The organism is Achromobacter sp. T5-5 (assembly GCF_055397965.1).
Genome location: NZ_AP027919.1, coordinates 1,921,917 through 1,947,840, shown reverse-complemented (window position 1 = coordinate 1,947,840; position 25,924 = coordinate 1,921,917). Strand labels below are relative to the sequence as shown.

The following is a 25,924-nucleotide window of genomic DNA, read 5'->3' as shown; positions in this document are numbered from 1 at the left end:
GGGGTTGCTCGTGGCAGGAACGCGGATTTGCTGCGTAGCCTGGCGCGGGGTGGCGCCGGAGTGGCGCCGGATGCGCATCATTCTAGTCCCCGGCAGACGCCTGGGGCCTGCGTTCCCGCGCCGTCGCCCAGATGCTCAGGCCATCCGGGTAATGAAATAGATCTTCTTGACGAACTGGTCCACCTCCCAGCGGCCCGTATAGCCTTCAGGCATGACGAAGGCCTCGCCGGCCGTCAGTTCATGCACCGTGCCGTCCGGGTCCACCAGGCGGGCCGCGCCTTCGACGATGTAGCCGAACTCGATGTAGCCGGTGGTGTTGGACTGGAACGACCCCGCCGTGCTTTCCCAGACGCCGGCCTCGGCCTTGCCCGCGTTGCCCTCAAACGCCGTCACCGTGCGAAAGGCCGCATCGCCGGAAATCGGACGGCGGGGCTTGCCGGGCACCGGGTTCTTCATGGGGCCGGCGTCGATGCGGACGAGCCGCGATTGATCGTGTTTCATTGTTGTTCCTATGTCGATATCGGCGGGACGACATGCGCTGGCAATGCCCGCCGTGTCTAGTACCAAAGCCCCGCCAGCGAACGCGCGCGAGCGAGGGTCCCATCGTGCGGCTCGCGCGGATCAAGAGTACAGTGCGGACGCATCGATGGATCATTTCCGCACTTATACCAGCAAGTCGCCTATGTCCACGGCGCCCCTACCTCCATGCACATCTGCTCAATGACTTTCTATGGCCTGAGAAAACTGGGCCTGAACAATGGCGAAATCTCGTCTCATGCCAATACCATGCAGGGGCAGCCGCTGCTGGGGCCGGTGAATTTGTTGATCGGGCCAAACGGCGGCGGCAAATCCACGGCAGTGGACATCATTCGCAGCCTGGGCGACGTGGATGTCCTCAAAACCTTGGTGCGGGAGAACCTTAGAGCCACCACCAGATCGGGCTTTGAGCTGGCCCTCGACAACGACCGCATGATCAACGTCGCGCTCAACAAGACCGGCATGGATGAGGCGGGGGTCGCGGTCGCGGTCAGGCTATCCTCGGCCGAACCGACTTATGCGCTGTATCGCGGCACCCTCGATTTACGCGCCCACGCGGCTGTTCCGGGCGATCTAGAGGTCGCCTTCCAGATGCTGGGCGCCTGCGTGCACTACCGGAACTGGCATGACGAAACCGGTGTTCCCAACGATGCCTGGATCGCGCAGCTCAATCTCCATGCCTCGCATCTGATCGGCGTCGGCGCCTATCCCTTGGCGCCTGGCCAGCATGCCTATCTGGGGCTGTCAGACTGGGAGGCGACACGTATCCCGCCCGTTCAGCTACGAGACGAAGAAAGCCTGTCCATCCGCTTCAATGACGATCAGCTACAGCAGAACCACGTCAGGATCAGCGCCCTTCCTTCCGGTTGGCGCGCCTTCGCGGGCCTGCTGGCCTGGCTGTCCACGCGGCCCGAAAACTGCATCTGCGTGGTCGAAGAGCCTGAAATCCATCTACACCCAACGCTGCAGCGCGTATTGATGCAGGCGATCACGCGCATAGCGACCGAACGTGGCTTGCAGATCTTCATTACCACCCATTCGGCCGCCCTGATCGACTTCGCCCACAGTCCCGCGCCGGTGGGACTTTTCGAAGCCGACGGCTGGCGGTTGCGGCCGCTTTCGGAACCTGCCGCCGCCGTGCAGCGATTGGGAGGACGGCCCAGCGATCTTTGCCTGGCCAACGGATTGGTGTGGATAGAAGGCCCTTCCGACAGGCTCTATCTGCTGCATTGGTTGAAATTGTGGTGTGAGCACACTGGCCAGCCCATGCCCGCCGAGAACATCGCCTTCGCGTTTTCCATGTATGGCGGCGCGTTGCTGCGTCACTATTCCGCGGGCACGGACGACACGCTTATCCGGGTCTTCGATATCAACCCGCACGCATTCCTGTTGATGGACCGCGACCTGGATTTTCTTCCCGGCCCTTACCTCCAGGCAAAGGCCAAGGATCCGGCCAGCACAAAGGCCCGGATCCTCAAGGAAATTCGAGACCAGGAAAGTGGCTCCCGGGTATCGTGGGTGACCGACGGCTATACCATCGAGTCCTACCTGCCGGATGAATTCCGCGAAAAGCACTTCGGTATGCAGGAAGGCAGACTGCATGCGTTAAGCAAAAGCAAAGTGGAAATCGCCCATCTGTTTTCCGACAGCCACACGCGTTTCGCTGACTCGTACGCATCGGACAGGCTGCCCGAGTTCATCGCAAAGCTCCATGCGACGATAAGGACCTGGCAACACGACGCCTGAAGACGCATGTCCAGCACCGCGGCAGACCCTCGGCCCCCGCGGGCCGTCAGTGCGCCGCCACCACCAGCACCTCGGCCATGGCCCGGCTGACCGTGCGCATGCGGTGCGGCAGTTCTGAATCGAAATAGACGGAATCCCCGGTCTCCAGGCGGAACTGGCGCTCGCCCACGTGCACCTCGATGGCGCCCTTGAGGACCAGCAGGAATTCCTCGCCCGGGTGCGGAAAGACCGCGGCGGCATCGGGGAACTCGCGGGGCGGGTGCACGACGAAAGGCTCCATGGCCTTGACCTTGCGCCGCCCGGCCAGGGATTCGTAGTGGTATTCGCTGCCCAGCCCGCGCCGTTGCAGGGCTTCACGGTCGGCCACGCGGACCACGCTGACCACTTCGTCCTGCGCGGCGTCGTCGCCGCCCACCAGTTGCGAGACGCCCACGCCATAGGCTTCGGCCAGGCGCAGCACCGTGGAGATCGACGGCTCGCTCAGCCCCCGCTCCAGCTTGGAGAGATAGCTCTTGGTCAATCCCGTGCGCTGGGCAAGCTGTTCCAAAGACAGCGTTTGCTGGCGGCGCAGGGTGCGTAGGCGGTGCGGCAGGTCGATCATGGGCGGGAAAGGCGCAAATAACAACCGGCAAGAATGCCCGAAACCCGCGCCGCCGTCGAGCGGACCGCTGGCGCGCAGCGTCGGCGCGCGCTTTCCCGACATCCCCGTCGTCGCACGGCCAACCCGATCCGCCGCACTTCAATCAGACCGATTCACGGGCATGACAGGACGATTTTGTCCGACCATAGGCGCGTTGGAAATCGAAGCGCAATCACGATGCAGTTCCACGGCCGCACCACCCGGCACAACGGAGAAAACAGTTGGCGAACACCCCGCACACCACCCTGAAAGGCGGCTTGAAATCCCGCCACCTGACCATGATGTCCATCGCCGGCGTCATCGGCGCCGCGCTCTTCGTGGGCTCGGGAAAACAGATCGCGCTGGCCGGACCAGCCGTGATCCTGGCCTACATTGGCGGCGGACTGCTGGTCATCCTGGTGATGCGCATGCTGGGCGAAATGGCCGTCGCCCACCCCGACACGGGCTCGTTCTCCACCTACGCCGACCGCGCCATCGGGCGCTGGGCCGGCTTTACCATCGGCTGGCTGTACTGGTACTTCTGGGCGCTGCTCATGGGCTGGGAGGCCTACGTGGCCGGCCAGATCCTGCACAACTGGTTTCCTTTCGTTCCTGACTGGGGCTATGCCCTGATCGTCACGCTGTCATTGATCGCCGTCAACCTCATGAACGTGCGCAGCTACGGCGAATTCGAGTTCTGGTTCGCCCTGGTCAAGGTCTGCGCCATCGTCATCTTCCTGGTCATCGGCAGCCTGGCGATCCTGCATCTCTGGCCATGGGGCCAGGCCCGCGGCTTGTCGCAATTGACCGCCCAGGGATTCATGCCCAATGGCGTCAAGTCCGTGGTCGTCGCGCTGCTGGGCGTCATGTTCGCCTTCATCGGCGCGGAAATCGTGACGGTCGCGGCGGCTGAGTCCGCCAATCCCGCAAAGGAAATCATCCGGACGATCAGGTCGGTGGTCGGGCGCATCTGCCTTTTCTATGTCGGCTCGATCTTCATCGTGGTCTGCCTGGTTCCCTATGACGACCCCATGCTGACCCAGCCCACCCACGGAAGCTACAACGCCACCTTGAGCCTGCTTGGCATCCCGTATGCCCAGGTCATCGTCAATTTCGTGGTGCTGACGTCGGTCTGCAGCTGCTTTAACTCCGCGCTCTATACCGCGTCAAGAATGTTGTATTCGCTGTCGCGTCGCGGCGATGCGCATCGCATCATGCAGACCACCGGCCGCCGCACCGGCGCGCCCTACGTGGGCGTACTGGTCTCCAGCGTGTTCGCGTTCGCGGCCGTCTGGATGATGGCGACCGCCACCATGGATCTCTACGACGTGCTGATGCAGGCCACCGGCACGATCGCCCTGCTGGTCTATCTGGTCATCGCCTGTTCGCAATTGCGCATGCGCTACCGCCTGCAGGCCGAGGGCGTGGAGCTGAAGTTCAAGATGTGGCTCTTCCCGTGGCTGACCTACGCGGTGATCGTCTGCATCATCGCGGCCTTGGCCACCATGATCGCGGAAGGCACGTACCGCACCGAAGTGGCCTACACCTCGGCCCTGGCGGGTGTGATCGTCGTCATGGGAATCGCCGCGCAGCGCCTGGGCATCGGTCAGCGCGTCGTCCAAGGCGAAAGCAAGGACCAGCCGCCGGCGGGCGCCAACCTGCGGGAATCGCAGGTCTGAGCGCCAGGGCGCGGCATGAACGTCCGGGCGGCGGCGCGGCTGGCCGCCCCGCCTTAGCCGAGAACGTCGGGGTGCGCGCGCAACGCGCGGCGCGCGTAATACGAAAAGCCCACCTGCGAACGCTTGGGTGTCAGGATCCAGTCGTGCGCCTCGCGCCCCAGCGCCGGCGGAATCGGCTGGATCTTGCCCGCCGCCATCGCCAGCAACTGCATGCGCGCCGCGCGTTCGAACTGCAGGGCCAGCACGCAGGCTTCTTCCACCGACCCCGCCGCGATCAGCATGCCGTGATGCGACAGCAGGATCGCGCGCTTGTCGCCCAGCGCCGCCGAGATGATCTCACCTTCCTCGTTGCCCACCGGCACGCCGGGCCAGTCCTTCAGAAAGGCCACGTCGTCATACAGCGGGCAGTTGTCCATGTGGGACACCTCCAGCGGCACCTCCAGCATCGACAGGGACGCGACATGCAGTGGGTGCGTGTGGATGATGCAATTAACGTCCGGACGCGCGCGGTAGATCCAGGAATGGAACCGGTTCGCCGGGTTGGGCATCCCGCCGCCTTCCTGGACCCGCAGGTCCTCGTCCACCAGCAGCAGATTGCTCGCGGTGATTTCATCGAAGCCCAGGCCCAGGCGCTGCGTGAAATACCGGTTGGGCTCGGGCGCGCGCGCCGTGATCTGGCCGGCCAGGCCCGAATCATGCCCGCCGTCGAACAGGATGCGGCAGGTCAGCGCCAGCCGCTCGCGCAAGGTCCATTGCGGAGTGTCGAACTGGCGCTGCATCTCGGCCTGCGCGCGCGCGATCAGTTCATCTTTTCCCAGGTGCATCGTATCGGCCATCATGTCTCCGTCATGCCGCTTCCATCAGCGGCGTAAATCCCGGCAAGGCGCGCATGCGCGTCAGCCAGGCAGTGATATGGGCAAAGTCGGACAGGTCATAGCCGCCCTCGTCCGCCATGCTCGTGTAAGGGTACAGCGCGATATCCGCAATGGTCGGCGCCGTGCCCACCAGGTAATTCCGGCCCGCAAGATGGGCGTCCATCAGCGCCGCCGCCTTCATCCCGGCGGCGCGCCACGCCACCATCTCCGGATCATCCCGCTTTGCCGTCTGGCGCAGGTGGATCAAGAGCCGCGGCTGCGCAAACGCGTGCATGTGCTGCGTCTGCTCGAAGCTCAGCCAGCTTGACACCTGCGCCTGCGCCAGCCGGTCGGCCGGCACCCAAGGGGTGCCCATGCCCAGATACCAGAGGATGGCCTGCGACTCCGCCAGCCAATGCCCCTCCGGCGTCAGCAACGCGGGCACCTGGCGCCACGGGTTGATGCGCGCGAACGCGTCGGATTCCAGATCGCCCCGGACGATATCGAACGTGCGCCGCGTAAGCCGCAGGCCCATCAGCCCGCAGGCCAACCGAATCTTCCACGCATTGCCCGATCGCAGCGTATCCGCCAGTTCCAGCGGCTTGCCCGCCAAGGGGTGGGACGCCTGAGTCGTCATGCCATGCTCCTTTTCATGAATAGGGTGCCTAGTCCATCCGGATGTTGGCGCGCTTGACGATGTCGGCCCACTTGGCCTTCTCACCGCCGATGAAGCGCTGGTATTCGTCGGGCGTGCCCGTATAGAGCTGCGTGCCCTGCGCCGCAAGCCGTGCCTTCAGGTCGGGCGAGGCCAGCGTCTTCTGCAACGCCGCGTTCAGCGCCGCCACCACGTCCGGCGGCGTGCCCGCCGGAGCAAAGAAGGCGTTCCAGGAACTGATCTGCAGGCCGGCGTCGCCCGCCTCCGGGCTGGGAGGCACGCCCGGCGCGGACGGCAACGGCTTGTCCGACGCCACCGCCAACGCACGCAGCTTGCCCGATGCCACATGCGGCATGATCACCGGACTGGCGTCCATCACCACATCCACCTGCTCGCCGATGGCGGCATTCACGGCCTCGCTGCCGCTCTTGAACGGGACGTGCACGATATCCACGCCCGCGGTCAGCTTCAGCAGCTCCAGCCCCAGATGCGGGGAGCTGGCGTTGCCCGCCGAGCCGAAGTTCAGCTTGGCCGGATTGGCCTTGGCGTACTTGACGAACTCCGCGAACGACGCGGCAGGCACGCCCGCGCGCACGGCCAGCAGATAGGGCGAACCGGACACCATGCCCACCGGCGCGAACTTGTCCGCGTCATAGCTGAGCTTGGCGTAAATCAACGGATTCACCACCTGCGTGCCCACAGTCCCCATGAACAGCGTGTAGCCATCGGCCGGCGCGGTGGCTGCCACCTGCGCCGCAATCACCCCGCCCGCGCCGGGCCGGTTCTCGATCACGATCCCCTGCCCCAACACGTCCCCCATTCCCTTGCCCACCTGGCGCGCCACGATATCCGTGATGCCCCCGGCGCCAAACGGCACCACCAACCGGATCGGCCGCTCCGGAAACGCGGCCTGCGCGCCGCCCGCCATTCCCGCCGCCATCGCCAGTGCAGCCACCATGCTCAAAACCTTCATGCCATTCCCCTTGTGTGCGCCGTCGCGGCGCTATGACACAAAGTGTCCTATAGAGCATTGATTTTCCGCAAGTGAAATTTGATTAGGGAAATCCTTGAGGGGCTGGAATAGGGTTCGCCTTTTTCTTATTGACCAGCAGCTGCACGGCGCCCGTGTCGCAACAATGATGCCCCCCCCCCCGACAATTCCTGATCCCGCGTCGCGAATCAAATCTGCAGCCACATATTGACATATAGCTATATTGCTATTTAACCTAGGGCATGATCGATCCCATAGAACAATCCAAGGCCCTTGCCAACGAGGCCCGCGTAGCCATTCTCGACTGGTTGCGGACGCCGAACGAGCACTTCTCCCATCAGGTCACGGGCGATCCGCGCGAGATCGGGGTCTGCGTCACGTTACTGACCGAGAAGCTGGGCATGGCCCAGCCCACTGTCAGCCGCCATCTGGAGTTGCTCCGCCGGGCGGAGTTCGTGACGGTCCATCGCATTGGCCGGTGGTCCTTTTTCAAACGCAACGAGGCGGCCATTGCCGCCTACAAGGAGTGGCTCCGTGAACATATCTGAGGCGGCCGATGCAAAGCTACTGCCTGGATTCAAACGACAGTTCGTCGAGATCGATGGAAACAAAATCCTGGCACTGGTCAGCGGGTCCGGCCCAGGCCTTCTGATGTTGCACGGCGATCCCCAGACCCATCTCTGCTGGCACGATATCGCTCCGAGCCTGACCGACCGCTTCACGGTCGTGCTGACCGACATTCGGGGCCGTGGCGAGAGCCACAAGCCAAAGGCAGGTCAGTCGCCCAACCCATTCGCGAAGCGAACCATGGCCGCCGAACAGATCGCGGTCATGCGCGAATTGGGTTTCGAGCGGTTTTCACTGGTCGGCCACGACCGAGGTGCACGGGTTGCCCGTCGCATGGCCCTGGATTTTCCTCACGACATCGAACGCCTCTGCGTCATGGACATTGTTCCTGCGCTGGACTTCTATGAGAACGCGACGGCCGAGATCGCGCAGGACTATTTTTATTTTTACTTCCTGACCCAGCCCTACCCGCAACCCGACCGGCTGATCGAAGGCGATGCCGAGGCGTTCCAGCGCCAAATCCTTTTTGGGCTCGGTGACAAGCCTGTGCCCTACGACGAGGACGCGCTAGCGGTGTATTTGGAAAGGTCCACGCAACCCGCTTCTATCTTTGCGATGTGCGAGTGCTTCCGCGCAGGCATTGGCATCGACCGAGAGCATGACGCGGCGGACCGGGCTGCGGGCCGCAAGATTGGCTGCCCCACGCTTGTCCTTTGGGGCGACGCGGGCGTGACTGGACGCCACTTCGACCTTAAAGCGATCTGGAACGCGTGGTGCGAGGATGCCCGCTTTGCGTCCATGCCAAGCGGTCACTTCATTCCGGAAGAGGCTCCCAACGAAGCCTTAGCCGCGCTCCGCCCCTTCCTTACAGAAGGACTGATATCGGCCCAATAGCGGCGGTTATCACCCAGGATTGATGTGCTCGCTCCAAGGGTTGCAGACCGGGGGCTAGCGCCGTGAAGTCGGCCGCGGGCAGCGCGAAGGCGTCATCCCCTGCGAGCGCGAACGGATCCCTTCGGCCGTATGACCCTTCCAGCACGCGTTCCCGTGCTGGCGCCGAACCGCCACGCCAAGCGCCCGTTGACCAACACATAATCAATACCCTGCGCCTGGCTCGTCGGCGCGGCCCAGGTGGCGGTATCCGCAATGGCCTCCGCGTCGAAGACAACAATGTCGGCCGCGAAACCCTCGGCGATGCGCCCGCGCGCGGGAAGGCGGAAATACGCGGCCGGCTTGCCGGTCATCTTGTGCACCGCCTGCTCCAGCGTGAACAGCCCGACGTCGCGGCAATAGTGGCCCAGAACCCGCGGAAAGGTGCCCCACAGGCGCGGATGGGGCGCGGGGTCGTGGGGCATGCCGTCCGAACCGATCATCGTGCCGGGGTACGCGAGGATGCGCTCGACATCGGCCTCGTCCATGATGAAGTAGATCGCGCCCGCCGGTTGCAGCGCATCGACCGCGTCTTCGGGACTTAGCCCCATGTCGCGCGCGATATCGTCCAGATCGCGCCCCGCGTACTGCGGATATGGCACGGACTTGGTCACGATGACCCGGCTGGATACCGCCAAGCGATCCTTGCGCAGGATCGTGGATCCGGCCACGTAGGGATAGCAGTCCAGCGCCACCTCCTGACGCTGGCTGGCCTGGCCGATGTGCGCCAGCGTCTGCACCGAGCGGCCATGGTTGCGAGGACCGATCAGCTTGTGGTGTGAAATCAGCACGGGCGCGCCGCCCGCCGCCCCGACCGCAAAGGCTTCATCCAGCGCCGCGAAGATGCGGTCGCCTTCATCGCGGATATGGCTGGCGTACAGCCCGCCATACTCGCGCAGCACGCTGGCCACCGCCATCAGTTCATCCAGCGTTGCCGGCATGGCGGCCGGATACGCGGTGCCGGTGGACAGGCCAATGGCGCCGCTCTGCATGGCCTCGCGCAGCAGCGCCTGCATGTGCTCGATCTCGGCGGCGGTTGCCGGCCGGTCCAGGTCGTCCATCGCGGCGGCGCGTAGCGACGTGTGCCCCACCAGGCAGGCCGCGTTCACGGCGGGCGGGTGGCGGTCCAGGTTTTCCAGGTAGGCGCGGAACGTCTCGTACGGAAAATCGCCGGCATCGTTGCCCAGCAGATTGACGGGCGCAGGCACCTCGCTGCGCCAGCCCGAACGCCACGGCGCCTGGCTGATGCCGCAGTTGCCGGTCACCACCGTGGTGACGCCCTGGCTCAGTTTGGCAGGCATGCCGGGATCGATCGACAGGTAGCGGTCGTCGTGGGTGTGCGTATCGATGAAGCCGGGCGACACGATGCGCCCGTCCGCCGCCAGCACCTGGTCGGCCACTGCGCCCCCCAGGTCGCCGACGGCCGCGATGCGGCCGCCGCGCACGCCAACATCGGCCCGGACGCGATCGGCGCCGGTCCCGTCGATTACCTTGCCTCCACGGATCAGCAGATCGTAGCGTTCGTGATTCATGAGGCTCAGTCGATCTTTACGTTGGCCTGCTTGATCACCTGGGCCCAGACCGGACGCTCGGCATGTGCGCGGTCAAACAGCTGCTGGCGCGGACCGATGTTCGGCACGTAGGACAGGGCCTTGAGCTTTTCCTGGACGTCCGGCGACTGCAGCGCGTTGTTGATCGTGGCGTTCAGGTAGTCCAGCACCTTGGGATCGGTGCCGGCCGGCGCGACATAGCCCGTCCAGGCCACGGCGCGATAGCCCTTCAGGCCTTGCTCGTCCAGCGTGGCCAGGTTGGGCATGGACGGATCGCGTTGCAGGTCGGTCACGGCCAGCGGCACGACCTTGCCCTGGTCCACGAATGCGGCGATGGACGAGATATTGTCGAACACCAGGTCGGCTTCGCCGCGCAGCACGGCCAGGTCCGCCTCGACCCCGCCCTTGTAGGGCACGTGCATGAACTCCACGCCCGCCATCGCGCCGAACATCGCCGCGCTCAGGTGCCCGGTGGTGCCGTTGCCGCCCGACGACACGACCAGCTTGCCCGGTTCCTTCTTTGCCAAAGCGATCAGCTCGGCGACGCTCTTGACGTTCAGGCCGGGACGCACGGCCAGCAGGTTCTGCACGGAACCGGTCAGCGCGACCGGCGCCAGCTGCTTGTCGGCGTCGTACTGCAGCTTGGCGTACAGGCTCTGGTTGATCGCCAGCGTGGCCACATTGGCAAAGCCGATGGTGTAGCCGTCGGGCGAGGCGTTGGCCACCGCCTGCGTGCCGATGATGCCGGACGCGCCGGTGCGGTTCTGCACGACGAAGTTGCCGCCGGTCTGCTTGGCCATTTCGGCGGCCAGCAGGCGCGATACGAGATCGGGCGTGGTGCCGGTATTGAACGGCACGACGATCGTGACGGCGTGCTCGGGATAGGCGGCCTGGGCGGCGGACGCCGCGGTCAGGCTCATCACTGCGCTCGCTGCCGCGAGCCAGCGCTTGGCGCTGCTTTGGAACGTGGACATGGTTTTCTTCCTTGGACTGTTATAGGTGTATCCGCGCGGGCTCTGCGTCCCCCGCGGGTCTTGCACGGCGCCCAAAAGACGCCGGTACTGCGCGGCGAGGCTTGCGGCCCCGCCGGCCTGGACGGTCGCGCGAGCGCTCAGCCCAGTGCGATCTGACGCAACAGCGGCAGATCGATGTTTCCGCCCGACAGCACGATGACCGCGTCGCGGCCTTCGGCAGACAGCTTTCCCGCCAGCAGCGCAGCCAGCGCCACCGCGCCGCCCGGCTCGACCACCAGGCGCAATTCGTCCAGCGCAAAGCGGATGGCCGCGGCGACGTCGTCATCGCTCACCGACACGGCCGCGCTCAGGCAGCGGCTGTTGATGGCATAAGGCAGTTCCGCCGGCGTCGCAGCCTGCAGCGCGTCGCACAAGGTCTTGGCGCCCGCCGGATTGGTCTCGCGCTTGCCCGAGGCCAGCGACCGCACCGTGTCGTCGAACTCACGCGGTTCCACCGCCACCATCCGGGCCTGCGGCGCCAGTTCGCGCAGCACCAGCGAGCAGCCCGCCGCCATGCCGCCCCCGCCGCAAGGCGTGGCGAAGAGGCCCAGGTTGGCGCGCGCGGCGGCCGGCAGATCCTGCAGCGCCTCCAGGGCCAGCGTGCCCTGGGCTGCCAGCACGTCGGGATGGTCGCCGGGCGGCAGCAGCGTGGCGCCGGTCTCGGCCAGCAGGCGCATCCCGATCTCTTCGCGGCTTTCGCGCGTGCGGTCGTAGCGCACGACCTTGGCGCCGTGGCGCAGCGCCTTCTCGACCTTGTTTTCCGGCGCATCCACCGGCATCACGATGGTGGCCGGCACACGCAGGCAGCGGCTGGCCCAGGCGACGGCCTGGCCGTGATTGCCGGTGGAATAGGCCACCACGCCGCGTTCGCGCTGCGCCGGGTCCATGTTCAGCAGGGCGTTGAACGCGCCGCGGGCCTTGAAGGAGCCCGTCACCTGCAGGTTTTCCAGCTTCAGCCAGATGGGCGCCTGCGCCCGTTCATCCAGCGCCGGCGAGCGCAGCAGCATGGTGCGGCGCACGTAGGGCGCCAGGCGCTCGGCGGCGGCGGTCACGTCGGCGTAATCCGGCACGCGCAGGGTGCCGAGCATTTCGTGTTCGATGGTCGACGGCAAAAGCATCGCGGTCATGAGGCTATCCAGCAAGGTAGGGAAATTCGGGCGGGTCAGGCCGACGGCGTCCAGACGGCGGGCGCGACGCTGCCGGTCTGCTCGACCAGGCGACCGTAGGCTTCGGGACGGCGATGCTTGGCGAAATTGAAGACAGTGCTGCGGCCCAGTTCGCACAGGTCCAGGTCGCAATCGGCGACGATCAGCTCATCGTCCCAGGTCGCGGCCATGGCGATGATTTCGCCCTGCGGGTTGACGATGATGGAGTGGCCCAGCAGTTCATGGCCGTCTTCAGTGCCGGCCTTGGCGACGGCCGCGGCAAAGGTGGCGTTCTGGTAGCAGCCCGCCTGGATGGACAGGTGCGAATGCAGCACGCGCAGGTGGTGCGCCTCGAAGCCGCGGTTGTCCTGGTTGCGGCTGGGCGTGTTGTAGCCCAGCATGACGAGCTCGACTTGCTGCAGGCCCAGCACGCGCCAGGCTTCGGGCCAGCGCCGGTCGTTGCAGATGAGCATGCCCAGGTTGGCGTCGACGCCGGACGCAACCGGCGCGCGCACTACCGGGAATCCCAGGTTGCCCACTTCGAAGTAGCGCTTCTCCAGATGCTGGACCTGGCGATGCTCGGCGAACTCGGCATGCCCGGGCAGATGGACCTTGCGGTACTTCAGCACGATCTCGCCGTTGGGCGCGATGACGACGGACGTGTTGAACCGGCGCTTGCGCACGATGCCCTGTTCGTCCGGTTCCCAGGCCAGTTCGGCGTATCCCAGGTACACCATCAGGCCGTAGCGCTTGATGGCGTCGAACAGTGGCTGCGTGGCGGGCGACGGCAGGCTGGGCTCAAACCAGGCATCCGCCTCGTCCAGGTCCTCGCAGTACCAGCGCGGAAAGAAGGTCGTCAGCGCCAGTTCCGGAAACACCACGACCTGGGCGCCGCGCTGATGCGCGCGCTCCATCAGCCGGACCATGCGGCCGATCGCCACGTCGCGCCCTTCGGAACGTTGAATCGGACCCAATTGGGCGGCAGCGACGGTGACGATGCGGGACATGTGGCAATCCTGGTTGTGTGAGCGATATCCGCTGTCAGCATGACGCGCGCTCCCGGCGGCGTGAAGACCGTCCGCCAGGCGGGAAGCGGATCCCGGCGCCCGGAAAAACATGCCCAAAACCCTTGAAAACAAAGGGTTTTGTCGCCACCGGAAGAGGCTCCCGCCAGCCACGGGACTGTGCATTTAGTAATGGGCTGCGCGCAAAACGTCATGGCAGCCGCGTGGCGCGCACGCCGCGCTGGCGTCCAGGCCATAAAATGGCGGGCGCTGACTTCCCTTCCACTTACGCCCCCTTCCCTATGGCCGGCCCCCTTCCCTCGGCGCCCGGAGCGCTGACGCTTCGCCAGATCGAGGTCTTCCACGCCGTGATGCTGACCGGCTCGCTCAGCGAAGCGGGCCGCATGCTGTCCGTGACGCAACCCGCCGTGAGCCGCGTGCTGGCCTCGGCTGAGAACCGGCTGCGCTATCGGCTGTTCGAACGCGTCAAGGGGCGGCTGCACCCCACGCCGGAGGCCCGGCGCCTGTTTGTCGAGGCCGAAGAGATCTTCGGCCGCGTCAATCGGTTCAATGCCCTGGCGGGCGCGTTGGGCGCGGGCTCGGCGGGGACGGTCAGCCTGGTGTCCAGCCCCAGCTTCAGCGAATGGCTCATTCCGCACGCCATCCAGAAGTTCCGCGAGCGGCATCCCGACACGCCAATCCGCTACCGGCCGCTGGCCTTTGACGCGCTGCTGCCGCACCTGCTGCTGGGACAGGCCGATTTCGGCATCGCGTCGATGCCGCCGCCGGTCAACGCCAATATCGTCAGCGAAGAGATCGGCCAGGGTTGGCTGGGCTGCGCGGTGCCACGCGGCCATCCGCTGGCGGTGCGCAGGCGCATTCGCGTCGAAGACCTGCAAGGCCATCTGCTGATCGGCTATGGCGCCGACACCCCTTTCGGGCGCCTTGCCAGCCGCTTCCTGCACGCCGGCCCCGTGCCGGTGCAGCCGCAGATCGAAATCCGCTCCACGCCCGAGGCGCTGGCGCTCGTACGCCAAGGCGTCGGCGTGGCGCTGGTCGAATCGTTCGGCTATCACCCCAGCTTCGGCAAGGACTTCGTGCTGCTGCCCACCGAACCCGCCATGAGCCACGCCATCCATCTGCTGCATTCGGCCAGCAGCCCGCTGTCCAGCACCGCCAAGCGCTTTGCGACCGTGCTGAAGACGCTGATCCGGCAGGCGCAAAAAGACGCGCCCTACTGAAAGTCCATCTGCGAGATCGGCCGCAGGCGCACGCCCTCTTCCAGCAGCGCCTGGCGCACGGCCCGTGCGATCTCGACGCCCTGCGGATTGTCCCCATGCACGCAGATCGTGTGCACCGGCATGGCGACCACCTTGCCGCCCACCGTGCGGATCGCCTGTTCGCGCACCATGCGCAGCGCCTGCGCGGCGGCCGCGGCCGGATCGTGGATCACCGCGCCAGGCTCGCTGCGCGGCAGCGTCAGGCCGTTGTCGCCATAGAGCCTGTCGGCAAACACCTCGCAGGCCACGCGGATGCCGGCCCGGCGCGCGGCGCGCTCGGTCTCGTTATGCGGGGTGCAGACCAGCACCAGGTCCGGGTCGAGCGCGCGCATGGCCCAGGTCAGCGCCTCTGACAGCGCCCGGTCTTCGAAGGCCAGCGTGGCCAGCGCGCCGTGCACCTTCACGTGCGTCACGCGATGGCCCGCGGCGCGGGCCATGCCCTGCATCGCGGCGATCTGGTACGCAAGCATGTCGCCGATGGCCTGAGGGCTGTCGCCGATGATCTTGCGCCGCCCGAATCCCCACAGGTCGTTGAACCCCGGATGCGCGCCCACATCGATGCCCCGTTTTAGGGCGGATGCCGCAGTCTGGTGCATGACCGATGCATCGCCACCGTGAAAACCGCAAGCCACGTTGGCCGACGTGATGAGGTCCAGCATGGCCTCGTCCGCACCGATCTTGTAGTGGCCGAAGCTCTCTCCCAGGTCGGAATTGAGGTCTACGTCGCGCATCTGAAGGACTCCGAAAAAAACGAATTTCAATGTTTGGCATACCGTTGGCATGCAATTTGCATGCCAAGGACTTGCTGAGGCGATATGCCCAGGATCGGGGCAGGTCTGCCCACCGCGTTTTTTATTGAACGGAGTCCAAGCAATGAATTTCAAATGGAAGAACGCCACATGCGCCGTGGCCGCAGCATTGGCGATGGCGACTGGCGTGGCGCAAGCGGCAGAACTCAATTTCGCCAGCTGGGGCGGCAACTACCAGGGCGCGATCCGCGACGCCTGGCTCAAGCCCTTTTCCAAGGAAGCCGGCATCACCGTCCACGAAGACACCGATCCGCAGGTGGCCAAGATCCGCGCCATGATCGACACCAAGTCGGTCACGTGGGATGTGGTGACCGAGAACAGCGCCCGCCTGACGCGTGGCATCAAGCTGGGCGTCTTCGAGAAGATCACGCCGGACATGGTCAACCAGGACCACGTGATCCCCAATGCCCGCAATGACTATGGTGTGCCGTCGGAGATCTTCTCGACCAACATCGGCTTCTCGACCCAGGCCTTCCCCGCCGGCAAGCCGCAGCCCAGCACCTTCGCCGACTTCTGGGACGTGAAGAAATTCCCCGGCAAGCGGACCCTCCAGGACGATCCCGCCACGGTGATCGAAGCGGCGCTCATCGCCGACGGCGTCGCGCCCGCCGATGTGTACAAGGTGCTGGCCACGCCCGAAGGCCTTGACCGCGCCTTCAAGAAGATCGAAGAGATCAAGCCCCACGTCGCCCGCTGGTGGAAGAGCGGCGCCGAACCCGTCAACGCGCTGGGAAGCAGCGAAGTCGTGATGGCGCTGGGCTGGAACGGCCGCTTCCAGGCCGGCATCGACTCGGGCCTGCCCATCGCCATGGGCTGGGGCGACAGCATCGCCCAGGTCGGGTACTTCGCCATCGTGAAGGGCTCGCCCAACCGCGACGCGGCCATCAAGCTGCTGAACTACATGATCCAGCCCAAGCATCAGGCCGAATTCAGCAAATACATCGCCTACGGCCCGACCACCGAGCAGGCCCTGCCCCTGATCGACGCCAAGCGGCTGGAGCGCCTGCCTTCGACCACCGAGCGCCTGAAGAACAGCATCTTCCTGAACTCGGAGTTCTGGGACACCCACGGCCCCGCCATCACCGAGCGCTACAACCAGGTCCGCGCCCGCTGATCCTCCTGCTTCCTTACTCAGACGCCGGCGCACGCGCCGGCGCCCCAATGCCATGACCACGAGCACCGACGCCCTTACCCTGCCCGTCGCCAGCGTGCGCCCGGCCGCCGCTTCCCGGCGCGGCCGCGTCGCGGCCCTTGCCGCATTGCCGCTGCTGCTGTTCCTGCTGCTGTTTTTCGCCGGCCCGATCGCGGGTTTGCTGGGCAACGGCTTCAAGGGCGAGGACGGCGGCCTGACGCTGGCCCATTACCGCCACCTGCTGGACACGCCGATCTACCGCATCGTGCTGGTCAACACCTTCACCATTGCCGCCGCCGTCACGGTGGCCTGCGTGGTGTTGAGCTATCCGCTCGCCTACCTGATGGCGACCGTATCGCCGACCGTGGCGCGCGTGGTGTTCTTCGCGGTGCTGCTGCCCTTCTGGTCCAGCGCGCTGGTGCGCACGTCGGCCTGGATCGCGCTGCTGGGCAAGAACGGGCCGTTGAACACCCTGCTGACGACCGTGGGCATCCTCGACCAACCCATGGCGTTCCTCTACAACTTCACCGGCGTGATGGTGGGCATGACGCACGTGCTGATGCCCTTTGTCGTGCTGCCGCTGTATGCGTCGTTCCGGTCCCTGGACGGCAGCCTGGTGCAGGCCGCGCAAGGCCTGGGCGCGGGGTCTGCGGGCATTTTCAGCAGGGTCATCCTGCCGCTGACCAGTCCGGGCGCGGTCGCCGGCGGCATCATTGTCTTCATGAACGCGGTGGGCTACTACATCACCCCGTCGCTGATGGGCGGTCCCGCCCAGCGCATGGCCGCCGAACTCATTTCGCACAACATCACCGAAGAGCTGAACTGGGGATTGGCCTCGGCGCTGGCCGGTGTGTTGCTGGCCACCGTGCTGCTGTCGCTGTGGCTGTTCAACCGGCTGTTCGGCCTGAACAGCCTGATCAGCGCCAGTTCGGGCAAAGGCAGCAACACCAGCGGGTATCGCCGCACGCCGGGCGGCCGGGTGTCGGTCATGCTGGGCGTGGCGTGCGCGCTGTTCCTGCTGCTGCCCATCGTCGTGGTCATTCCGATGAGCTTCGGCACCACGGAGTTTCCCATCTTCCCGCCGCCCAGCTACGGGCTGCGCTGGTACGAGAACTTCTTCACCGACGGCAAATGGCTGGCCGCGCTGGCCTCCAGTACGCGGATTGCCATCGTGGTGACGCTGCTGGCCACGGTTTTGGGCACCGCCGCCGCGCTGGGCGTCAGCCGGCTGGCAAAGCGCCACCAGGGCTGGCGGGACGCCTTCTTCATCGTCCCGATGTCGGTGCCGGCCATCGTCACGGCGGTCGCGCTGTACTACCTGTTCGCGCCCATCGGCTGGGTCGCCAATTCCATGGCGGTCATCCTGGGCCACACGGTGCTGGCCGCACCCTACGTCTACATCACCATGCGGGCGGCGCTGCGCAGCCTGGACCCCAGCCTGGAGCTGGCCGCGCTGAGCATGGGCGCTTCCTGGCCGACGATGTTCAGGCTGGTCATGCTGCCGGCCCTGATCCCCAGCCTGATCGGCGGCGCCGTCTTTGCCTTCGTCAGCTCGTTCGACGACGTGGTCATGGCGCTGTTCCTGACCACCATCCGTAACCGCACCCTGCCCAAGCTGATGTTCGAGGGCCTGGCCAACGACTTCGATCCCACCGTGATCTCCGCCTCCTGCCTGCTGGTCGGGGCGACGGCGCTGATCCTGCTTGCAAACCTGCTGATCAGCAGGAAGAAGGAACACTGACATGCATATCGCCAACGACATCCTCCCGCAACGCCCGCCGGAACGCCAGGGCAAGGAACTGACGCTTGCCGGCATCCACAAGCGATACGGCGATTCGATTGCGCTGCCCGACGTCGACCTGACCGTGGCGCGCGGCGAGTTCTGCACGCTGCTGGGCGCGTCCGGCTCCGGCAAGACCACGCTGCTCAAGATCATCGCCGGCTTCGAATCGCCGGACGCCGGCATGGTGAAGATCGGCGGGCGCGACGTCACGCATACCCCGATCGCGGACCGCAACATCGGCATGGTGTTCCAGAACTACGCCCTGTTCCCGCACATGAGCGTGTTCGAGAACGTCGCGTTCGCGCTGCGCATGCGGCGCCAGAACGAAGAGGACATCCGCCGCCGCGTAATGGATGCGCTGGACCTGGTGAGCCTGGCGCCGCTGCAGGACCGCAAGCCCGGCGCGCTGTCCGGCGGCCAGCAGCAGCGTGTCGCGCTGGCGCGCGCCCTGGTGTTCACGCCCGACATCCTGCTGATGGACGAGCCGCTGGGCGCGCTGGACAAGAACCTGCGGCAGTCCATTCAGCTGCAACTGCGCCGGCTGCACCAGGAACTGGGGCTGACCGTGGTCTTCGTCACGCATGACCAGGAAGAAGCCATGAACCTGTCGGACCGCATCGTCATCCTGGAACAGGGCCGCATCGTCGAGGCCGGCTCGCCGGAAAGCCTGTACCGCAAGCCCGCCAGCGCCTTCGTCGCCGGCTTTCTGGGCGAATGCAATTTCCTGCCCGCCAACGACGGCGTGCTGGGCGTGCGCCCCGAACACCTGCGCCTGGGCAGCCGCCTGGCCGGCGCCGATCTGCGCCACGCGGGCAAGGTCGTCGCGTCGACGTTCTGCGGCGTGCACTGGAAAGTCTTCATCGAAGCCTTCGACAAGGTGATCCTGGCCTACGCGCCGCTGGATGTAGACTCGGCCCAGCGCACGCCCGGACAGACGGTCACATGGGGCTTTCATCCGGCCGACGCCATGGAATTCGCCAACGCAGCATGACAGCCGACGCGCCAATTTCTTGCGGCCATGCCGCGCCGCGCATCGTGGCGGCGGGCGATCGCACGCTGCTGGTCGAATTTCCCGACCGCATCGACGCCGAGACCAACGCGCGCGTGCTCGCGCTGTCGCAAGCGTTGCGAGGCAGCCTGCGCAAGGTCCGCGGACTCCAGAGCGTGGTGCCGGCGTACCGCTCGCTCGCGGTGGGCTTCGATCCATTGCTGATCGGGCACGACGCCGTTTGCGAGCTGATCGGCCGCAGCCTGCAAGCCAGCGCCGTCGCGACTGCGCCCGCGCCGCGCCGCTGGGAAGTCCCGGTCTGCTACGGCGGCGCCCACGGCATCGACCTGCAGGCGCTGGCGGATCAGCATGGGCTTGATCCCGCGCATGTCATCGCCCGGCACACCGCGCCGGTCTACCGGGTCTACATGGTGGGATTCCTGCCGGGCTTTGCGTATCTGGGCGGCCTGGATCCTGCGCTGCACACGCCCCGCCGCGCCATGCCGCGCGCGCACACGCCCGCCGGCAGCATCAACATCGGCGGCCAGCAGACGGCCATCGCCTCGGTGCCGGGACCCAGCGGCTGGCACCTGATCGGCCGCACGCCCTGGCGCAGCTTCGATCTGCGCCACGCGGATCCCTTTCTGTTCGAGGCCGGCGACGAGATCGTGTTCACCCCCATCGATGAAGACGAGTTCGAACGCCTTGCCGCCTTGCAGGACGACCCCGCCCGTCGACCGCAACCGCTGACGGGAGTCGGCCCATGAGTGCGCGCCTGCGCGTCGAGAAGGCCGGCATGCTGACCACGGTGCAGGACCTGGGCCGCCCGGGCTATGAACACATGGGCGTGCCGCCGTCAGGCGCCATGGACCCCGGCGCGCTGCGCATGGCCAATGGACTCGTCGGCAACGCGCCCGGCCTGGCCGCGCTGGAATTCACCCTGCTGGGCGGCGCATTGCAGGTGCTGGAGGCGGACTGCACCATCGCCTTCGCCGGCAGCGCCTTGCTGCACGCCAGCGCCACGGCCGCCTCGCCCGCGCGGGCACTGAGTCCGTGGCAATCCCACCGCGTACCGGCGGGCGCCACCTTGACGATCGGACCGCTGGAACGCGGCGTACGCGGGTATTTGGCCGTCGGCGGCGGCATCGCCGTCGCGCCCGTGCTGGGCAGCGCGTCCACCCTGACGCGTGCCCGGCTCGGCGGCCTGGAGGGCCGTGCGCTGGCGCGCGGCGACGTGCTTGCCATCGGCGACGGCCGGCGCCGTTCGCCGCGTCGCTGGCTGGCCAGCCGCGACACCGGCTGGTTCTATCGGGACGCACCCATCGGCGTCATCCTCGGTCCGCAGCAGGATCACTTCGCGCCCGCCGAGATCGGCCGTTTTCTCGGCGCCACCTATCGCCTGGCGCCGCAGTCGGACCGCATGGGCCTGCGCCTGGACGGGCCGGCCATCGCGCACGCCCGGGGCGCCGACATCATCACCGACCCCATCGCCGCGGGCAGCATCCAGATCCCGGGCGCGGGACAGCCCCTCATTGCCATGAACGACCGCCAGACCACCGGCGGCTACCCCAAGATCGCCACCGTCATCTCGGCCGACCTGCCTCGTCTTGCCCAGATGCGCCCGGGCCAGCCGCTGCGGTTCGAAGCCCTGGACCCGGCCCAGGCCGTGCAGCGCTGGCGCGACTACACGGAATGGGTCCACGCCCGCGAAGACGAACTGCGCGCCGACCCGAACTTTCCCATCTTCCCCCTATTGTTTCCATGATTCCTATGTCTATCATTCATGCCATGGAAAGCCCCCTGCTCAACAACACGGCCGCCGCCCCCGCCGCCGACGACTCGCGCGACCTGGTCGACGAGGCCTACTCGACCATGCTGGACATGATCCAGCTGGGCCAATTGCCCATCAACCAGCCGCTGCAGGAACGCAACCTGGCCAGCGCGCTGGGCGTGTCGCGCACTCCGCTGCGCGAGGCGATGAGCCGGCTGATCGGCGCCGGCTTCGCCGTGCGCACCGCGCGCGGGCAGCTCATCGTTCCTGAACCCTCGCTGCGCCAGTACCTGGAGATCTTCCAGATGCGCGTGCTGCTGGAAGGCGACGCCGCCGCGGCCGCCGCCACCCGCATGGCGCCGGAGCAGGCCGCGGCCCTCCTGGAGCAGGTCAGCGAGATCCGGCGCCGCAATGAGGCCACCCATGAAGAGAACCATCGGGTCGACAACCTGCTGCACGACAGCATCGCCCAGGCCAGCGGCAACCGGCTGATGGCGCAGACCATCCACGACCTGCGCATCAAGGCCCGCTGCTTCGACCAGAACGGCGCGCCCGAACGGCTGATTCCCGGCTGCGACGAGCACATGGCCGTCCTGCAGGCGATCCTGGACCGCAACCCCGAGGCCGCGCGCGCGGCGATGCAGGCGCACCTGAGCAACGTGCGCGTTGGCCTGGTCGCCCGGCACACCCAGATTTAACCGATTCCTTTATCCGCATGTCATTCCCCACCCCCAAGCCTCTGCTCATCATCATGAACCCGGTCACGCAGGCCGACCGGGACCAGATCGCCCGCCACTTCGAAGTCATCTTCGCCCCGACGCCGGAACAGTATGCGCAAGCCGTCGCCGAGCACGCACCGCGCGTCGACGTGGTCATGACCATCGGCGCCATCGGCCTGACTGCAGGCCAGATCGACGCGCTGCCCAACCTGAAGCTGATTTACTCGATGGGCGCCGGCTATGAAAAGATCGACCTGGACCACGCCAGGCGGCGCGGCGTCAAGGTCGCCAACGGCGCGGGCACCAACGACAGCTGTGTCGCCGACCACGCCATGGGCCTGATGATTGCCGTCATCCGCGGCATTCCCCGCCTGGACCAGCTTACGCGGCAAGGCGTCTGGCGGACCCAGCTGCCCCTGCCGCCCAACGTGTCCGGAAAGAAGCTGGGCATCATCGGCCTGGGCGGCATCGGCGAAAAAGTGGCGCTGCGCGCGCAGGCGTTCGAGATGCAGATCGGCTACCACAACCGCCGTCCGCGCCCGGGATCACCGCACCGCTACTTTTCGTCCGTGAGCGAACTGGCCGGGTGGTCCGACGTGCTGCTCGTCGCCATCCCCGGCGGGGATTCAACCCACCATCTGATCGATGGGGCCGTCCTGGACCAGCTTGGCGCCAACGGCTACCTGATCAACATCGCGCGCGGCAGTGTCGTGGACACCGTTGCCTTGGAGCTCGCCCTACGCCAGCGAACCATCGCCGGCGCGGCCCTGGACGTTTATGAAGGCGAACCCGTGTTACCAGCAGCGCTGGCCGACTTGACCAACTTGGTGCTGACCCCCCACATTGCCGGCTGGTCGCCCGAAGCCATGCAACTGATGGTGGATAAGTTCCTGGAAAATGCGCGACGCCTGTATGCGGGCGAGCCGCTGATGACGCCGCTGTGAGGCAGTATTTTCCCCGCGAGGGATTTCACGCGGTCAGGAAGCGCGTGACTTCGGCCCAATCGTTCGTCGACAGGGCGACGTCCTCATAGTCGCCCTCTTCCTCGTCATAGCGGGAAACACAGAAGCGCTGGCTTCTGCCGGATTCGCGGTCGGCATAGTTGGCGTAGTCGATAAACACCTTCAAACCGCGTTCCTTGTTCTCGAACGAAGGCGCTGCATCGATGTAACTCGACGAGTCGAAGTACCCTTCGGGGAGGGTAGGCAGGGTTGTAACGTCGTAGTCGGGAAATTCGCGACGCAGTCGGTCAAGGTTCATAAGGAAAGCATGTGGTGGCTAAAAGCCTGACATTTTACGTTGCTCAGTATCGGCCGCCACAATGCCCCCCGAAACGTCGTTGGGATCCGGCTACTCCAAAGTAGCTTCTCCCCGCATCACGGCCGGCCCGCCGCGGCAATGACGATTTCCACGCGGCGATTCTTGGCTCGTCCTTCGGGTGACGCATTGCTGGCCACCGGCCGCGCTTCGCCAAAGCCCTGTGCCGAGATCGAGTTGGACGGGACTCCCTTGGAAATCAAATAGCGAGCCACTTCGTCGGCGCGCGCCGAGGACAGCTCCAGGTTGGAGGGGAACCGCGACCGCAGTTCCGGACCGATGGGTTCGTTGTCGGTGAAGCCTTGGACGACCACCTGTTGACCTGGCAGGTTGGACAGCGTGGGCGCAATCTTGGTGAGCGTCTGTTCGCCCTTTGCACTGAGTCGCCACCCGCCTTCCGGGAACAGGATCTCGTTCACCATCGTGACTTTCAGCTCATTCTGCATTCGCGAAATCTGCACCTGATCGGCACTCAACTCCGTCGAGAGCTTCTGGTTCAGGGCCTCGTACTCCGCCGCCAGTTGCGCTTCTTTGTCGTAGGTGCTCTTTGTTACGCATCCCGAGACCACCAGCATCGTGCACAGCATCAAAGCCAAATGGGGTAGCTTCATGTCGATTCTCCGTCAGGTTGAAATCCGGCAGAAGGGCCAGCCCCCTCTGCCGGTGCAATGCCCAGGAATGCGGACATCAGTTGCCGGTCGGCAATGAAAGCTTGAAGCCGTCCTTGGCCAGGCTTTCCCGGATGTACTGGAACCGCTCATATGCGGACAACGTCAGCGGCCCGTCATAGCCTTCGCTCTGCATCTTGCGGGGCGGGTAGTCGATGTAGGTCTTCATCAGCGGAGCGACGGCATCGTTGACCATGACCATCGTCCAGGTCCGCTCGGTGACGTTGCTCATGAAGATGTCATAGCGCTCCTGCGGATCGGCCCACAGGTCGAATACCTGCGGCACGGTCGCGACATAGGACTCCGGCCCCTTCCAGCCCAGGTTCGTGTCCACCGCCAGTCCGCCGGTCACCGCGCCATCGTCACCGCGCAGATTGAACACGGCCTTGTAATTTGCGACGCGCACCGCTCCGGGCGACAGCTCGTTCTCGGTGAAATAGAACCAGGACTTGCGATCGCACTTCCCGGTGCCGAACAGAACAGGCGACATGTCGTAGCTGTCAAAGATGATGGGCTTGTTTTCGCGATCGTTCACGGGCAGCTTCACCCCAGCCAAGGCCGCGAATGTCGCCATCAGGTCCAGGCCGCCAACCAGGCTGTGATCCTTGGCGCCGGCCGCGATCTTGCCCGGCATCCACGCGATCGCCGGCACCCTGTTGCCGCCTTCGCGCACGGTGCCCTTGGTGCCGCGCAGAGGCGTGTAGCCCGCGTCGGGGTAGACGTCCTGCCAGGCGCCGTTGTCCGTCGTGTAAAACACCAGCGTGTTCTTATCCAGGCCCAACTCACGAATCTTGTCCATGATGCGCCCGATGCGTGCATCCAGCTCCACGACCGAATCCGCATATTTGCTCTTGGACAGGGACTTGTGGATGTAGTCCGGATCCGGCATGTTGGGCTGGTGCACCTTCATGAAGTTGATGCTCATGAAGAACGGCTGCTCCGACTTCGCGTTGCGCTCCAGGTAGTCGAGCGACGCCTTTTCGACGTAGCGGTCGAAGAACGGAATGCCGACGACGCCTTCGCGGCCGTTCACCACCGGCGTATCGACGTACTGGCCGTTGATCTTGAATTCCTCGCGCGGCTTTTCACCCGCGTTGCCGGACAACGCCCCCTTTGTGACCCGCTGGAACATTTCGCGGACGTCGGCAGGCATGTCCGGGAACCACGTCGGATCCGCGTAGGTGTAGGCATTCAGGTGATACAGGCCCGCGTACTTCATTTCGTCGTAGCCCTGGGCATTGGGCAGGGCGTAGTCCGCTTCACCCAGGTGCCATTTGCCCGTGAAGAACGTCTTGTAGCCGGCCGTCTTCAGCACCGAGCCGAGCGTCCATTCCGCAGCGGGCAAGCCGCCGCCCTGGCCTTGGAAAGCCACGGTGGTCATGCCGCTGCGGTTGGGAATGCGCCCGGTCTGCATTGCGGCGCGGCCGGGCGTGCAGCTCGGTTGCGCGTAAAACGAGAAGAAGGTCATGCCTTCGCTCGACAGCCGGTCGATGTTGGGCGTGGGCATGCCGCGCCCGATGCCTCCGCCATAGGGGCCGAGATCGCCCAGGCCGGTGTCGTCGGACACGAGCAGGATGATGTTGGGTTTGCGCTGGTCCTGCGCGGCAGCCGGTGCGCAGATTGCCGCGCCAGCCAGGAAAAGAACCGCGGCGCCGCATGTGAGAGTTCGCTTAGTCGCCATCTTCAACTCCGCTGTATGAGAGTTAAATCAACCGCACGAATCTGCATACCGCGCGGTTCACATTGGCCTACGCACTGGGGGGAGACACAAGCCCGTGCAGACGTGGCGTCCGAGGACTCGATCGTTAGTACTGTTCATCGTCGCTCTGATCATGTCAACGGAAATTTCCGACGCCCAAAGGATTTTTCGCGCGACTGGTTCACCGTGACCGGAGCCTCTGCACTGTGCGGTCATTCGAGGTATGCGAACGATGGCCAGCGATGCCGGATGGGGCGTGCGGAATTCGGCGTACTGCAAATTGAGTATGGCAGCCCACAGGATTTGAGCCTTAGCTTGGTTGCCACGTTTGCAAACCGCGGGGGAGACGCCGCGGGCAAATGGCGAAGCATCTGGGCGAGCTGACATCAGGCACATGATGCGATGGCTACCCCAGTCGCCCCTCGTTCAATTGCGCAACGTGATGATCGGCCAACCTTCAATCCATGG

The 25,924-nt window shown here is 65.6% G+C and carries 25 protein-coding genes; 12 read left to right on the top strand and 13 right to left on the bottom strand.

Annotation, left to right across the window (positions count from 1 at the left end; all coding sequences use genetic code 11):
• Nucleotides 1-135: 135 nt before the first annotated feature.
• Nucleotides 136-501 carry a cupin domain-containing protein gene (locus tag ACZ50Q_RS08605; RefSeq protein WP_092582776.1) on the bottom strand — a complete coding sequence of 122 codons (366 nt, stop codon included), beginning with the start codon at nt 499-501 and terminating at the stop codon, nt 136-138.
• A 219-nt stretch (nt 502-720) separates the two neighbouring features.
• Between ACZ50Q_RS08605 and ACZ50Q_RS08600 the strand changes: the two genes are divergently transcribed.
• On the top strand, nt 721-2,283 hold the full coding sequence (locus tag ACZ50Q_RS08600) for an ATP-dependent nuclease (protein ID WP_464081198.1): 1,563 nt from the start codon (nt 721-723) through the stop codon (nt 2,281-2,283).
• Nucleotides 2,284-2,329: 46 nt separating this feature from the next.
• Here ACZ50Q_RS08600 and ACZ50Q_RS08595 read toward each other — a convergent pair whose 3' ends face one another.
• Entirely contained in the window at nt 2,330-2,884 is a 555-nt protein-coding gene (locus ACZ50Q_RS08595; RefSeq protein ID WP_076521712.1) for a helix-turn-helix domain-containing protein, read from the bottom strand.
• Between the two features lie 317 nt (nt 2,885-3,201).
• Here ACZ50Q_RS08595 and ACZ50Q_RS08590 point away from each other — a divergent pair, with 317 nt between their 5' ends.
• On the top strand, nt 3,202-4,581 hold the full coding sequence (locus tag ACZ50Q_RS08590; RefSeq protein ID WP_464081968.1) for an amino acid permease: 1,380 nt from the start codon (nt 3,202-3,204) through the stop codon (nt 4,579-4,581).
• A gap of 53 nt (nt 4,582-4,634) precedes the next feature.
• Here ACZ50Q_RS08590 and ACZ50Q_RS08585 read toward each other — a convergent pair whose 3' ends face one another.
• From ACZ50Q_RS08585 to ACZ50Q_RS08575, 3 genes are read right to left on the bottom strand one after another with little or no spacing between them, the layout of a single operon-like run.
• A complete protein-coding gene (locus tag ACZ50Q_RS08585) occupies nt 4,635-5,417 on the bottom strand; it encodes an aldolase (protein WP_464081967.1) in 783 nt (260 codons plus the stop codon).
• A 10-nt stretch (nt 5,418-5,427) separates the two neighbouring features.
• Nucleotides 5,428-6,072, bottom strand: coding sequence for a glutathione S-transferase family protein (locus ACZ50Q_RS08580; RefSeq protein ID WP_464081197.1), 645 nt, complete (start codon nt 6,070-6,072; stop codon nt 5,428-5,430).
• A gap of 28 nt (nt 6,073-6,100) precedes the next feature.
• On the bottom strand, nt 6,101-7,063 hold the full coding sequence (locus tag ACZ50Q_RS08575; RefSeq protein ID WP_464081196.1) for a Bug family tripartite tricarboxylate transporter substrate binding protein: 963 nt from the start codon (nt 7,061-7,063) through the stop codon (nt 6,101-6,103).
• Between the two features lie 260 nt (nt 7,064-7,323).
• Between ACZ50Q_RS08575 and ACZ50Q_RS08570 the strand changes: the two genes are divergently transcribed.
• On the top strand, nt 7,324-7,629 hold the full coding sequence (locus ACZ50Q_RS08570) for an ArsR/SmtB family transcription factor (protein ID WP_464081195.1): 306 nt from the start codon (nt 7,324-7,326) through the stop codon (nt 7,627-7,629).
• Complete coding sequence (locus ACZ50Q_RS08565) at nt 7,616-8,542, top strand: alpha/beta fold hydrolase (protein WP_464081194.1); 927 nt, start codon at nt 7,616-7,618, stop codon at nt 8,540-8,542. Before ACZ50Q_RS08570 ends, ACZ50Q_RS08565 begins: the two co-directional genes overlap by 14 nt.
• Nucleotides 8,543-8,634: 92 nt before the next feature.
• On the opposite strand, the gene ACZ50Q_RS08560 is transcribed toward ACZ50Q_RS08565, so the two are convergent.
• From ACZ50Q_RS08560 to ACZ50Q_RS08545, 4 genes are all read right to left on the bottom strand, one after another.
• Entirely contained in the window at nt 8,635-10,110 is a 1,476-nt protein-coding gene (locus ACZ50Q_RS08560) for an N-acyl-D-amino-acid deacylase family protein (protein WP_464081193.1), read from the bottom strand.
• 5 nt (nt 10,111-10,115) lie between these two features.
• A complete protein-coding gene (locus ACZ50Q_RS08555) occupies nt 10,116-11,102 on the bottom strand; it encodes a Bug family tripartite tricarboxylate transporter substrate binding protein (protein WP_464081192.1) in 987 nt (328 codons plus the stop codon).
• A gap of 137 nt (nt 11,103-11,239) precedes the next feature.
• A complete protein-coding gene (locus ACZ50Q_RS08550) occupies nt 11,240-12,268 on the bottom strand; it encodes a threonine ammonia-lyase (protein ID WP_464081191.1) in 1,029 nt (342 codons plus the stop codon).
• 35 nt (nt 12,269-12,303) lie between these two features.
• Nucleotides 12,304-13,293, bottom strand: coding sequence for an N-carbamoyl-D-amino-acid hydrolase (locus tag ACZ50Q_RS08545; protein ID WP_464081190.1), 990 nt, complete (start codon nt 13,291-13,293; stop codon nt 12,304-12,306).
• Nucleotides 13,294-13,592: 299 nt separating this feature from the next.
• Here ACZ50Q_RS08545 and ACZ50Q_RS08540 point away from each other — a divergent pair, with 299 nt between their 5' ends.
• Nucleotides 13,593-14,531, top strand: coding sequence for a LysR family transcriptional regulator (locus ACZ50Q_RS08540; protein WP_092582682.1), 939 nt, complete (start codon nt 13,593-13,595; stop codon nt 14,529-14,531).
• Here the strand turns inward: ACZ50Q_RS08540 and ACZ50Q_RS08535 are convergent.
• Nucleotides 14,525-15,301 carry a LamB/YcsF family protein gene (locus ACZ50Q_RS08535; RefSeq protein ID WP_464081189.1) on the bottom strand — a complete coding sequence of 259 codons (777 nt, stop codon included), beginning with the start codon at nt 15,299-15,301 and terminating at the stop codon, nt 14,525-14,527. The genes ACZ50Q_RS08540 and ACZ50Q_RS08535 overlap by 7 nt on opposite strands.
• Before the next feature lie 142 nt (nt 15,302-15,443).
• Between ACZ50Q_RS08535 and ACZ50Q_RS08530 the strand changes: the two genes are divergently transcribed.
• The 7 genes from ACZ50Q_RS08530 to ACZ50Q_RS08500 are packed head-to-tail and all read left to right on the top strand — an operon-like array spanning nt 15,444 to nt 22,716.
• On the top strand, nt 15,444-16,493 hold the full coding sequence (locus ACZ50Q_RS08530; protein ID WP_464081188.1) for an ABC transporter substrate-binding protein: 1,050 nt from the start codon (nt 15,444-15,446) through the stop codon (nt 16,491-16,493).
• A 52-nt stretch (nt 16,494-16,545) separates the two neighbouring features.
• A complete protein-coding gene (locus ACZ50Q_RS08525) occupies nt 16,546-18,252 on the top strand; it encodes an ABC transporter permease subunit (protein WP_464081187.1) in 1,707 nt (568 codons plus the stop codon).
• Between the two features lies 1 nt (nt 18,253).
• Nucleotides 18,254-19,285, top strand: coding sequence for an ABC transporter ATP-binding protein (locus ACZ50Q_RS08520; protein ID WP_092582685.1), 1,032 nt, complete (start codon nt 18,254-18,256; stop codon nt 19,283-19,285).
• A complete protein-coding gene (gene pxpB, locus ACZ50Q_RS08515) occupies nt 19,282-20,049 on the top strand; it encodes a 5-oxoprolinase subunit PxpB (protein ID WP_464081186.1) in 768 nt (255 codons plus the stop codon). The genes ACZ50Q_RS08520 and pxpB overlap by 4 nt, the downstream gene beginning before the upstream one ends.
• On the top strand, nt 20,046-21,047 hold the full coding sequence (locus tag ACZ50Q_RS08510) for a 5-oxoprolinase subunit C family protein (protein WP_464081185.1): 1,002 nt from the start codon (nt 20,046-20,048) through the stop codon (nt 21,045-21,047). Before pxpB ends, ACZ50Q_RS08510 begins: the two co-directional genes overlap by 4 nt.
• 5 nt (nt 21,048-21,052) lie before the next feature.
• Nucleotides 21,053-21,751, top strand: a complete 699-nt coding sequence (locus tag ACZ50Q_RS08505; protein ID WP_464081184.1) for a GntR family transcriptional regulator — start codon at nt 21,053-21,055, stop codon at nt 21,749-21,751.
• A 17-nt stretch (nt 21,752-21,768) separates the two neighbouring features.
• Nucleotides 21,769-22,716 (top strand): 2-hydroxyacid dehydrogenase, encoded by a 948-nt coding sequence (locus tag ACZ50Q_RS08500; protein ID WP_464081183.1) that lies wholly within the window; start codon nt 21,769-21,771, stop codon nt 22,714-22,716.
• A gap of 25 nt (nt 22,717-22,741) precedes the next feature.
• Here the strand turns inward: ACZ50Q_RS08500 and ACZ50Q_RS08495 are convergent, their stop codons facing one another.
• The 3 genes from ACZ50Q_RS08495 to ACZ50Q_RS08485 all read right to left on the bottom strand — a co-directional run bounded on the left by ACZ50Q_RS08495 (nt 22,742) and on the right by ACZ50Q_RS08485 (nt 25,438).
• Nucleotides 22,742-23,032 (bottom strand): hypothetical protein, encoded by a 291-nt coding sequence (locus ACZ50Q_RS08495; RefSeq protein WP_092582690.1) that lies wholly within the window; start codon nt 23,030-23,032, stop codon nt 22,742-22,744.
• 116 nt (nt 23,033-23,148) lie between these two features.
• Nucleotides 23,149-23,700, bottom strand: coding sequence for an OmpA/MotB family protein (locus ACZ50Q_RS08490; RefSeq protein WP_464081182.1), 552 nt, complete (start codon nt 23,698-23,700; stop codon nt 23,149-23,151).
• Between the two features lie 76 nt (nt 23,701-23,776).
• On the bottom strand, nt 23,777-25,438 hold the full coding sequence (locus ACZ50Q_RS08485) for an arylsulfatase (RefSeq protein ID WP_464081181.1): 1,662 nt from the start codon (nt 25,436-25,438) through the stop codon (nt 23,777-23,779).
• Nucleotides 25,439-25,924 lie beyond the last annotated feature (486 nt).

Excerpts from the sequence above, each read along its gene's own strand:
- ACZ50Q_RS08605 (WP_092582776.1), bottom strand. The coding sequence starts at position 501 with ATGAAACACGATCAATCGCGGCTCGTCCGCATCGACGCCGGCCCCATG.
- ACZ50Q_RS08600 (WP_464081198.1), top strand. The coding sequence starts at position 721 with ATGACTTTCTATGGCCTGAGAAAACTGGGCCTGAACAATGGCGAAATC.
- ACZ50Q_RS08595 (WP_076521712.1), bottom strand. The coding sequence starts at position 2,884 with ATGATCGACCTGCCGCACCGCCTACGCACCCTGCGCCGCCAGCAAACG.
- ACZ50Q_RS08590 (WP_464081968.1), top strand. The coding sequence starts at position 3,202 with ATGATGTCCATCGCCGGCGTCATCGGCGCCGCGCTCTTCGTGGGCTCG.
- ACZ50Q_RS08585 (WP_464081967.1), bottom strand. The coding sequence starts at position 5,417 with ATGGCCGATACGATGCACCTGGGAAAAGATGAACTGATCGCGCGCGCG.
- ACZ50Q_RS08580 (WP_464081197.1), bottom strand. The coding sequence starts at position 6,072 with ATGACGACTCAGGCGTCCCACCCCTTGGCGGGCAAGCCGCTGGAACTG.
- ACZ50Q_RS08575 (WP_464081196.1), bottom strand. The coding sequence starts at position 7,063 with ATGAAGGTTTTGAGCATGGTGGCTGCACTGGCGATGGCGGCGGGAATG.
- ACZ50Q_RS08570 (WP_464081195.1), top strand. The coding sequence starts at position 7,324 with ATGATCGATCCCATAGAACAATCCAAGGCCCTTGCCAACGAGGCCCGC.
- ACZ50Q_RS08560 (WP_464081193.1), bottom strand. The coding sequence starts at position 10,110 with ATGAATCACGAACGCTACGATCTGCTGATCCGTGGAGGCAAGGTAATC.
- ACZ50Q_RS08555 (WP_464081192.1), bottom strand. The coding sequence starts at position 11,102 with ATGTCCACGTTCCAAAGCAGCGCCAAGCGCTGGCTCGCGGCAGCGAGC.
- ACZ50Q_RS08550 (WP_464081191.1), bottom strand. The coding sequence starts at position 12,268 with ATGACCGCGATGCTTTTGCCGTCGACCATCGAACACGAAATGCTCGGC.
- ACZ50Q_RS08545 (WP_464081190.1), bottom strand. The coding sequence starts at position 13,293 with ATGTCCCGCATCGTCACCGTCGCTGCCGCCCAATTGGGTCCGATTCAA.
- ACZ50Q_RS08540 (WP_092582682.1), top strand. The coding sequence starts at position 13,593 with ATGGCCGGCCCCCTTCCCTCGGCGCCCGGAGCGCTGACGCTTCGCCAG.
- ACZ50Q_RS08535 (WP_464081189.1), bottom strand. The coding sequence starts at position 15,301 with ATGCGCGACGTAGACCTCAATTCCGACCTGGGAGAGAGCTTCGGCCAC.
- ACZ50Q_RS08530 (WP_464081188.1), top strand. The coding sequence starts at position 15,444 with ATGAATTTCAAATGGAAGAACGCCACATGCGCCGTGGCCGCAGCATTG.
- ACZ50Q_RS08525 (WP_464081187.1), top strand. The coding sequence starts at position 16,546 with ATGACCACGAGCACCGACGCCCTTACCCTGCCCGTCGCCAGCGTGCGC.
- ACZ50Q_RS08520 (WP_092582685.1), top strand. The coding sequence starts at position 18,254 with ATGCATATCGCCAACGACATCCTCCCGCAACGCCCGCCGGAACGCCAG.
- pxpB (WP_464081186.1), top strand. The coding sequence starts at position 19,282 with ATGACAGCCGACGCGCCAATTTCTTGCGGCCATGCCGCGCCGCGCATC.
- ACZ50Q_RS08510 (WP_464081185.1), top strand. The coding sequence starts at position 20,046 with ATGAGTGCGCGCCTGCGCGTCGAGAAGGCCGGCATGCTGACCACGGTG.
- ACZ50Q_RS08505 (WP_464081184.1), top strand. The coding sequence starts at position 21,053 with ATGTCTATCATTCATGCCATGGAAAGCCCCCTGCTCAACAACACGGCC.
- ACZ50Q_RS08500 (WP_464081183.1), top strand. The coding sequence starts at position 21,769 with ATGTCATTCCCCACCCCCAAGCCTCTGCTCATCATCATGAACCCGGTC.
- ACZ50Q_RS08495 (WP_092582690.1), bottom strand. The coding sequence starts at position 23,032 with ATGAACCTTGACCGACTGCGTCGCGAATTTCCCGACTACGACGTTACA.
- ACZ50Q_RS08490 (WP_464081182.1), bottom strand. The coding sequence starts at position 23,700 with ATGAAGCTACCCCATTTGGCTTTGATGCTGTGCACGATGCTGGTGGTC.
- ACZ50Q_RS08485 (WP_464081181.1), bottom strand. The coding sequence starts at position 25,438 with ATGGCGACTAAGCGAACTCTCACATGCGGCGCCGCGGTTCTTTTCCTG.